Here is a 7,452-nt window from a genome sequence, read left to right on the forward strand (position 1 = left end):
TGGTTTGGCCGAAATCAACAAGACTTTTGACTTGTCTCCTAGCTGGTATATCGAAGCTCTCAAGTACGTCAAGTCCAACCACGGTTTGACTGGTGATGCTGCGGTAGAAGCCAATTCTTACCTCGATTATGCGATTAACGCACTGAGCTAGAAAGCTGGTGTCAATACCCGAAGTTATTTCCATCCGTTAGCAATTGCGTTAGCGAGGGGAAGTGGCTTCGGGAATTTTTTTGGCTGGAATTAACTGTAAAATAGGAGTGATTCCTGTGTATCTATCCTTTTGGGCGAGTAGGTGCAGAAACTAAATAATTAATAATCATGAGTGATGAATCGCCGATTCAAGCTGGAGAACCACTAACGATCGTACAAGCGATCGCTAATCTCGATGGTGAAGATTTAGGCTTGCGGGGATACGCCGCGTGGTGGTTGGGCAAATTTCGGGTAAACGATCCTGCGGCTGTCGCTGGATTAATTGTCGCCTTGAAAGATGAGGCAGATCGCACCCCTGAAGGTGGCTATCCACTACGACGAAGTGCAGCTAGGGCTTTGGGGAAATTAAATGACCTCCAAGCTGTTCCTGCTTTAATTGAATGTCTGGGTTGTACGGATTTCTATGTACGTGAGGCAGCAGCGCAATCCCTAGAAATGTTGGGAGATCCTAGCTGTATTCCGTATTTACTTGAGTTTTTGACTGCATCTGTTCGAGACGGCAAACTCCTGCCCCAGGGCGAAGATTTTTCTCAACCATATGATGCAATCCTTGAAGCCTTGGGTACTCTGGGTGCAACTGCCACAGTACCATTTATTCAACCATTTCTCGAACATCCGATTCCTCGGATTGAGTATGCTGGCTTGCGATCGATGTACCAATTGACCCAAGATACTGTTTATGGCGATCGATTGGTTCAAGCCTTAACTCATAGCGATTTACAAGTTAGAAGAGCACTCCTGTCAGATTTAGGGGCAATTGGGTATCTTCCCGCAGCAGTGCCGATCTCGATCGCCCATGCCGAAAATAGTCTGAAACTGATCGCACTCAAAGGCATATTATCAGCCCAAATTACCCTCTCGCCATTCGATCGATTATCAGCAGGTGCTGTTGAAGTGATGCAGTTGATGGACGAATTGCTCTAGAATCGATCGCCTTTAGTCGCAGATACTCAATCCCCATCTTAAAAACCCAATTATCTGCTTGGTGCAAGCCATGGATCGGAAACCTCCGCGCGATCGCCTGTCCGCAATTATCAATTATCAATTATCAATTAATTTAACTAGCGAGAATTTTTGACAGCCGTGAGAAACAGAAAAACTGTCAACGGAATGCTTGCAGCTAAAATGCTACCTGTAACAGCCGTGCCCCATTCTGGAGTACCAGAAGTCAGTTCAAATACAGAGCCGACTGCGGCAATCGCTGAAATTGAGGCACCAAGCAAGCATATACCAGTTAGAGGAGTGTACATGAACTATAAATTATGCTCCGAGATTGAGACGCTGGACATGTTGAAGTGAAAAACCTTTTTTCTGAAGTTCCTCAGTAAGAGCGAGTTTATTTTCAACTCGATCGACGAATAAAACACCACTCAGGTGATCCATTTCATGTTGAATTGCACGCGCTAATAATCCGTCAGCCTTGAGACTGCGCGGACGACCAAATTCATCCTTGTACGCCACCTCGATCGTCTCTGGGCGTTCGACATCCAAATAGACACCAGGGATGCTCAGACATCCTTCTTGGTCTTTACAGAGGGCTTTCCCGTATTTTTTAATCGTCGGGTTAATCAAAACTAGTGGCGGAGCCTCTGGCTTATCCAATTCGCAGTCGATGACGATCAATTGCTTGTGAATGCCTACTTGTGGTGCTGCTAAACCGATACCATCAGAACTATACATAGTTTGGAGCATAGCCACGATTGTTTGGCGCAGCTCTTCATCCACATTAGTAATTCTTTTAGCTGGCTGGCGCAATACGCGATCGCCCAGATAGTGAATCTCTAGTGGTGGTTTGGCTAATTTTTTCTTGTCAATGAGGATTGATGTTGGCATGGACGAGGTGCTGTGAGCGATGATGTCTGGAGATTAACGCTTTACGTTTATTTTAACAGGATTTAGGCTTTTAAGTAACTGGTACGATTGCCTCCGCCGCGATCGTTTCGATCCACTCACCATCGAGTTTATCGTCATCAGCTATCGATCGATTTTAGTGCCTAGTTGAGACAAATTTAAAACGTGACCACCAGTAACTAGATAAACTGTACTCGCAATCGAGCCAACTCGACGAGTCAACATTCCCAATCTGTCACGAAACAACCGCCCACTGGGATAAGCTGGTACCACACCCCAACCAGTTTCTTCCGCTACCAAAATTATGGTGGCTAAACTAATTGCCAACTTATCTAACAACTCCTGAGTCAAAATTTCCCACTCAGCGTCCGATCGATCGAGTAAATTTGCCACCCAAGTACCCAGAGAATCAACCAACAGGCAATCTAAAGACTGAGCTTGACAAATCGTACTTGCCAAATCTTCAACCGCAGCTCTAGTCTGCCATGTAGCTGGGCGACGCTGCTGATGACGCACGATCCTAGCTTGCCATTCAGGGTCGGTGGGATCTATAGTTGCCGTAGCAACATAGGTGACAGCTTTGTTACTTTCGCTAGCCAGAGTTTCCGCCCATTCACTTTTCCCACAGCGGGCTGCTCCTGTCACTAAAATAAGTTGTTGCCGATCCATTGCTGTCGCTTCTGCCATCGAAAATCGAGTTATGCTGTTATCCATTCCAATCCTACTGACTTAATTGCATCTAAATTGAGCGGCTACAATGTGCTGTCTGTCCGTCGCCGATCCCTTCCGCAGGCGCGAAGCCCAACCATCAACTAAATTGAACATGTCAATATCCACAGATCGCAATTTTGAATCGAATCAATTAGTCACCGCTCAAGTCCCAAAATTTAGCAACCTCCGTCAAGATGCTAACCCAATTTTGGCAGCACATATGCTCCAAGAAATTTATAAAATGGTGACTCAGTGGCAGCAAGAATTGCAAAACATCGAACTACAAAGTCTTCAAATCGCCGCCAGTGGGACAGTTTTAGCTGCTTGGTTAGAATCCCGCACATTCAAGATTGGTATCACCGGAGAAGCCATTGCGACCCCTTATATTAGCGTCGATATCGGTCTAACTGCTGTCGATCCTCAAGCTGGTTATCGCCTGTGTGGATTGGATGAATATGGCAAATTATGGACGCGCCCTTGTTCGATGGCTGAGATTTTGAGCGTCAGTCAGGCAATTGCTAGATATCAACAGTTAAAGGATTTAGCCGAGCGCAAACAGCAAGTTGAGTTACATATTCGTCACGTGCTTGAAGATCTCGTCCACCTCCGATTAAAACTAGAGGATTAGATATTAAGTACTAGCAAAAGCCTCGATTTACTATCTAGTTCCTATTTCCCCATTTACACTTTAGAAATATCGATACCAGCTAGTTTCCACGTTATTCCATCACGCTTTAAAATCAAGCTGACATCTTTAGATCGATCGGTTTTATCAGTAATATGAACAACAAAACGATTGAGTGACTCATAGCCCATATTAATATCCGATTTAGCAATATCTCGATCGAGATGACCTAAATCTATTTTGGCTTCAGGTATTCGATCGAGCATTAATTGTTCTAATCCTTCAGGTGTGATTATTTTATCCACCATCGAGCTGACCATTTTTTCAATTAGCTCTGGAGTCATTGATGACGAGCTAGAAGATCCATTTATCTGTTTGATTACCTGAGCTTTAACATTTACTTTGATACTACTTCGCAATTCTGGAAAATCAATTTCTTGTACCAAGGCATCAGTATTCCGATTAGTAGCTGCACCTTTTATATTATTAACTGTTAGATAAGGTGCATAATAAACTCCACTCCCCACAATAGCGACAATACCTGCGATCGCCGCAGTACTAGCAATTGTTTGTCGGTCTACAGATCTCAATCGTTGACGTAACCTCTCTAAAAGAGAATCAAGCATAACTATTTCAATTTAATTATTAAGATGATACTACTATGGGTTAGAGAAGATTAATTATTAATTTGAGAATCTTAACCGTTATAAAAACTACAGTTAATAATTTAATCTTCTCGATCGAACTAAGACAGTGCTTAATCTAAATAATATCTATTACGATCGTTGATTAGATCCCAAAATCATCAAAAAGACTAACTTTTGTCAATCGCCTCTAAGTTGTATATTCTGCATTAATTTTCACATAGTCATAACTAAGATCGCAGCCCCAAGCAATTCCAGAGCCGCTACCATTACCGACAGCTACAGAAATTAACACAGTATCTGTTTTCATGTATTCCCCCTGACTTGCCGCCTTGAGATAATTACTAGCAGCAACTCGATCGAATGCCAAAGGTTGCCCATTTGCCATGAGTTGAATGTCACCCAATCGCACAGCCAAATTATTCTGATCGAAGGGAACACCAGCCTTTCCCGCCGCCATCGCAATCCTGCCCCAATTGGGATCGTGTCCAAAAATTGCAGCTTTGAGTAGGGACGAGCCAGCGATTTCTCTGGCAATTTGCCGCGCCTCTCGATCGCTCAAAGTACCCGATACCCGCACTTCAATCAGACATGTAGCACCCTCACCATCCCGTGCGATCGATTTAGCCAGATACTGACACACCGCAGTCAGCATCGCTTCTAATTTATCAGCTTCCGCTCCAGCTTGGACGATCGCCGGAGTACGCGACTCCCCATTAGCCAAAGCAATCAGTGTGTCATTGGTACTAGTATCACCATCAACCGTAATTTGGTTAAAACTCTTATCCGCAGCCCGACTGAGCATTTGTTGCCATAGCGTCGTGGATACTGCTGCATCACAGGTGACGAAAGCCAATAGGGTAGCCATGTTCGGGTGAATCATTCCCGATCCCTTAGCCATCCCGCCAATCCGCACTGTGCGATCGCCAATTGTTGTTTCTAACGCGATCGATTTACTCACCAGATCGGTAGTCATAATTGCCTTAGCAGCCGTATCTCCGCCCTCATCTGTAGCCGCCGCCACCAAACTGGGAATTCCGGCGATTAAGGCATCCATTTTGATGCGTTGACCAATTACTCCCGTTGAAGCCAGTAAGATCGCTTCTGGGGCAATACTCAAGCTACTAGCAAGCGCATTCGCACAGGAATTCGCATCTTCCCAACCTTGTTCGCCAGTCGCTGCATTTGCCTGTCCCGAGTTACACAAAATAGCACGGGCACTAGGTTTGACAGCGAGTTGTTGACGGCAATATTCGACACAAGCAGCTCGAACCTGACTAGTGGTAAAAACTCCAGCCGCGATCGCTTCTACATCGGACAATATCAATGCCAAATCAGGCAACCCAGAGGCTTTCAACCCTGCTGTAATCCCAGCCGCTCTAAAGCCTCTTGGTGCCGTCACTCCCCCAGAAATCTCTTGCCAGTCCATATCAGTCTTCAGTCAATAGGTACTAGTTATCAGCATACTAGAATTAGGTGTTGGGTATACAGTAATTGGATTTCTTTTCTTGAAATAGAAAAACAATATCTAGAATTTAGAGCAAAAATCTCACAAAGCTCTACTAAAGTTGCATCGTGATTTTCTCTCACAATTTCTCTTAGTTCTGGTTCAGCAGTTGTCAGATAACTGATTTGAGGTTTACCTGGCTTTTTAGCTTCTAAATTGCGCGGTAGAGATAGAAATAATTGTTATTTGATTATGACTTAAGTCAATCCTCGTGAGATTATTGAGGCGATCGACTAAGGGATGACTACTACTCCCTTCCCGCCAGAAGATTATAGCATAAGGTCATAGATCTGTTGAATCGTATTTGAAATTTGACTTGGAGTCTGCAATTGTTGAGTTTCAAAAAATGTTTTAAGTCGCATTTCAACCTGTTCAATACTGGGAGCATCCCACTTTTTATTTAGCGATCGCAAATTAATCCGTTGAGGTAGGCACAGCGATGAGCTAGAACTTGAGGAATACAGCACTTTCCATGAATATGAAGTACAGTAGTGTAAGATAAATAAATCATTGTTATGAAACCATATGCTGTCGATCTGAGAGAAAAAGTAGTTAATTCTTATTACTCAGGAAACATTTCTGTTAGAAAATTAGCCGTAAGCTTTGGTGTTGGCAAAGCTTTTGTTCAAAAAATGTTGAGGCAGTACAAAGAGGAAGGACATGTTAATCCTGGGAAGCAAGGTACAAGAAAAAAAGCGGTGCTAGCAGGTTCTTCCGCTTTGATTACTGCCTTGGTAGAACAGTATCCAGATGCAACTCTTTCTGAATATTGTGAATACTGGCTAGAATCTCACAAACAAGTAGTGAGTGAGAGCATGATGTGTAGAGGATTACAAAAGTTAAATTTAAGTCGTAAAAAAAAACGGTCAGGAGCAGCCAAGCTGCGACAGATAGAGTCCAGCTACTCAGATGCGAATACTGGGAAGTCCGAGATCTAGAGCCTGAAAATATGGTATTTTTGGATGAAACTGGCTTACTACTCGGATTAATGCGTCACCATGCTCGTAGTGAAAAAGGAAGTAGAGTCTACGATCTAAAACCATTTTATCGCGGTAAAAAAGTTACTGTCATCGGTGCTATTAGTATAAGTAAAGTTTTGGCGGTGATGACATTAGACAATTCAATGGACAGTAATGCTTTTCACGTATTTATTGAAAAGTTGTTATTACCTCAATTATGGTCAGGTGCTGTTGTAATAATGGATAACCTCTCGGCGATCTTACCGCAATTACTCCTCTTATTGAATCTGTTGGTGCTAGGGTTGTTAATCTATCTCCTTACTCACTGGATTTTAATCCAATTGAACATTGGTGGTCACAGCTTAAAGCTTTTATCAGAACATTTTCTCCTAAGACTACTAAAATGGTCGATATTTTAATTTCTGTTGCTTTACAGCTCATTAATCCTTTGCATTTGCGAAATTGGTTTGCTAACTGCTGCTACTGTACTTCATAATTGAGGAAAGTGCTGTATTTTCAGATTTACACTGTGCCCCAGAGATTTGAGTTCGTCGATCGATCTGTTTAATCGTAGACTCAACTGAGCCAGAACCGATCGCCCAAACTTGTTCGGCTTGTAAATAGGGATCTTCATTACTTAGTATGCTCGAATTATAAGGGATAACTGCGATTACTAAAATACACAATTCTTTAACAGGGGTTTTTTGCATAAACCCTCCAAAAGGGGGAATAAGCAGATTTATATACCAGGGCTAGCAGTTTTCTTCAAGTAACGATAGACACTCGCCTTAGAAAGACTAAACCCTTTCATCAGAATTTTAATCAGAGTAGCTTGTGCCCGTCTGAGATGAAGCAAGGGCGATCTGCGAAGCAGACAAAAGCTGTTTACGACCGAAGCGAACACCCAACTCCTTCGCCTTGTGAATACCGTCAAGCTGCCGCTCA

General features: G+C 43.2%; 10 protein-coding genes and 1 pseudogene. 5 read left to right on the top strand and 6 right to left on the bottom strand.

What is annotated here, in order from left to right; genetic code table 11:
* A pseudogene (locus tag ACEW9J_RS03885) lies at positions 1–151 on the top strand (phycocyanin subunit alpha); the annotation flags it as partial.
* Between the two features lie 167 nt (positions 152–318).
* Positions 319–1,134 (top strand): HEAT repeat domain-containing protein, encoded by an 816-nt coding sequence (locus tag ACEW9J_RS03890; protein ID WP_373543829.1) that lies wholly within the window; start codon positions 319–321, stop codon positions 1,132–1,134.
* 137 nt (positions 1,135–1,271) lie between these two features.
* Here the strand turns inward: ACEW9J_RS03890 and ACEW9J_RS03895 are convergent, their stop codons facing one another.
* The 3 genes from ACEW9J_RS03895 to cobU form a co-directional block, all read right to left on the bottom strand.
* Entirely contained in the window at positions 1,272–1,460 is a 189-nt protein-coding gene (locus ACEW9J_RS03895; protein WP_373543830.1) for a hypothetical protein, read from the bottom strand.
* Positions 1,461–1,470: 10 nt separating this feature from the next.
* Entirely contained in the window at positions 1,471–2,043 is a 573-nt protein-coding gene (gene def, locus ACEW9J_RS03900) for a peptide deformylase (protein WP_373543831.1), read from the bottom strand.
* A 141-nt stretch (positions 2,044–2,184) separates the two neighbouring features.
* Positions 2,185–2,748, bottom strand: coding sequence for a bifunctional adenosylcobinamide kinase/adenosylcobinamide-phosphate guanylyltransferase (gene cobU / locus ACEW9J_RS03905; protein WP_373543832.1), 564 nt, complete (start codon positions 2,746–2,748; stop codon positions 2,185–2,187).
* Positions 2,749–2,884: 136 nt separating this feature from the next.
* On the opposite strand from cobU, the gene ACEW9J_RS03910 reads away from it, so the two are divergent.
* The gene (locus tag ACEW9J_RS03910; RefSeq protein WP_373543833.1) at positions 2,885–3,400 is read left to right on the top strand and encodes a hypothetical protein; all 516 of its coding nucleotides are present in this window, start codon (positions 2,885–2,887) and stop codon (positions 3,398–3,400) included.
* Positions 3,401–3,453: 53 nt separating this feature from the next.
* Here the strand turns inward: ACEW9J_RS03910 and ACEW9J_RS03915 are convergent, their stop codons facing one another.
* Both ACEW9J_RS03915 and argJ read right to left on the bottom strand, forming a co-directional pair.
* The gene (locus ACEW9J_RS03915) at positions 3,454–4,023 is read right to left on the bottom strand and encodes a DUF2939 domain-containing protein (RefSeq protein WP_373543834.1); all 570 of its coding nucleotides are present in this window, start codon (positions 4,021–4,023) and stop codon (positions 3,454–3,456) included.
* 208 nt (positions 4,024–4,231) lie between these two features.
* Positions 4,232–5,470, bottom strand: a complete 1,239-nt coding sequence (argJ, locus tag ACEW9J_RS03920) for a bifunctional ornithine acetyltransferase/N-acetylglutamate synthase (RefSeq protein WP_373543835.1) — start codon at positions 5,468–5,470, stop codon at positions 4,232–4,234.
* 593 nt (positions 5,471–6,063) lie between these two features.
* Between argJ and ACEW9J_RS03925 the strand changes: the two genes are divergently transcribed.
* A complete protein-coding gene (locus tag ACEW9J_RS03925; protein WP_373543836.1) occupies positions 6,064–6,486 on the top strand; it encodes a transposase in 423 nt (140 codons plus the stop codon).
* 11 nt (positions 6,487–6,497) lie between these two features.
* Entirely contained in the window at positions 6,498–6,926 is a 429-nt protein-coding gene (locus ACEW9J_RS03930) for a transposase (RefSeq protein ID WP_373543837.1), read from the top strand.
* 51 nt (positions 6,927–6,977) lie between these two features.
* Here ACEW9J_RS03930 and ACEW9J_RS03935 read toward each other — a convergent pair whose 3' ends face one another.
* Complete coding sequence (locus ACEW9J_RS03935; RefSeq protein ID WP_373543838.1) at positions 6,978–7,217, bottom strand: hypothetical protein; 240 nt, start codon at positions 7,215–7,217, stop codon at positions 6,978–6,980.
* Between the last annotated feature and the right edge of the window lie 235 nt (positions 7,218–7,452).

Source organism: Chamaesiphon sp. (genome assembly GCF_041737865.1).
In the GTDB taxonomy this organism is placed as follows: domain Bacteria; phylum Cyanobacteriota; class Cyanobacteriia; order Cyanobacteriales; family Chamaesiphonaceae; genus Chamaesiphon.

Coding starts and splice junctions, on each gene's coding strand:
- ACEW9J_RS03890 (WP_373543829.1), top strand. CDS start 319: ATGAGTGATGAATCGCCGATTCAAGCTGGAGAACCACTAACGATCGTA.
- ACEW9J_RS03895 (WP_373543830.1), bottom strand. CDS start 1,460: ATGTACACTCCTCTAACTGGTATATGCTTGCTTGGTGCCTCAATTTCA.
- def (WP_373543831.1), bottom strand. CDS start 2,043: ATGCCAACATCAATCCTCATTGACAAGAAAAAATTAGCCAAACCACCA.
- cobU (WP_373543832.1), bottom strand. CDS start 2,748: ATGGCAGAAGCGACAGCAATGGATCGGCAACAACTTATTTTAGTGACA.
- ACEW9J_RS03910 (WP_373543833.1), top strand. CDS start 2,885: ATGTCAATATCCACAGATCGCAATTTTGAATCGAATCAATTAGTCACC.
- ACEW9J_RS03915 (WP_373543834.1), bottom strand. CDS start 4,023: ATGCTTGATTCTCTTTTAGAGAGGTTACGTCAACGATTGAGATCTGTA.
- argJ (WP_373543835.1), bottom strand. CDS start 5,470: ATGGACTGGCAAGAGATTTCTGGGGGAGTGACGGCACCAAGAGGCTTT.
- ACEW9J_RS03925 (WP_373543836.1), top strand. CDS start 6,064: ATGAAACCATATGCTGTCGATCTGAGAGAAAAAGTAGTTAATTCTTAT.
- ACEW9J_RS03930 (WP_373543837.1), top strand. CDS start 6,498: ATGGTATTTTTGGATGAAACTGGCTTACTACTCGGATTAATGCGTCAC.
- ACEW9J_RS03935 (WP_373543838.1), bottom strand. CDS start 7,217: ATGCAAAAAACCCCTGTTAAAGAATTGTGTATTTTAGTAATCGCAGTT.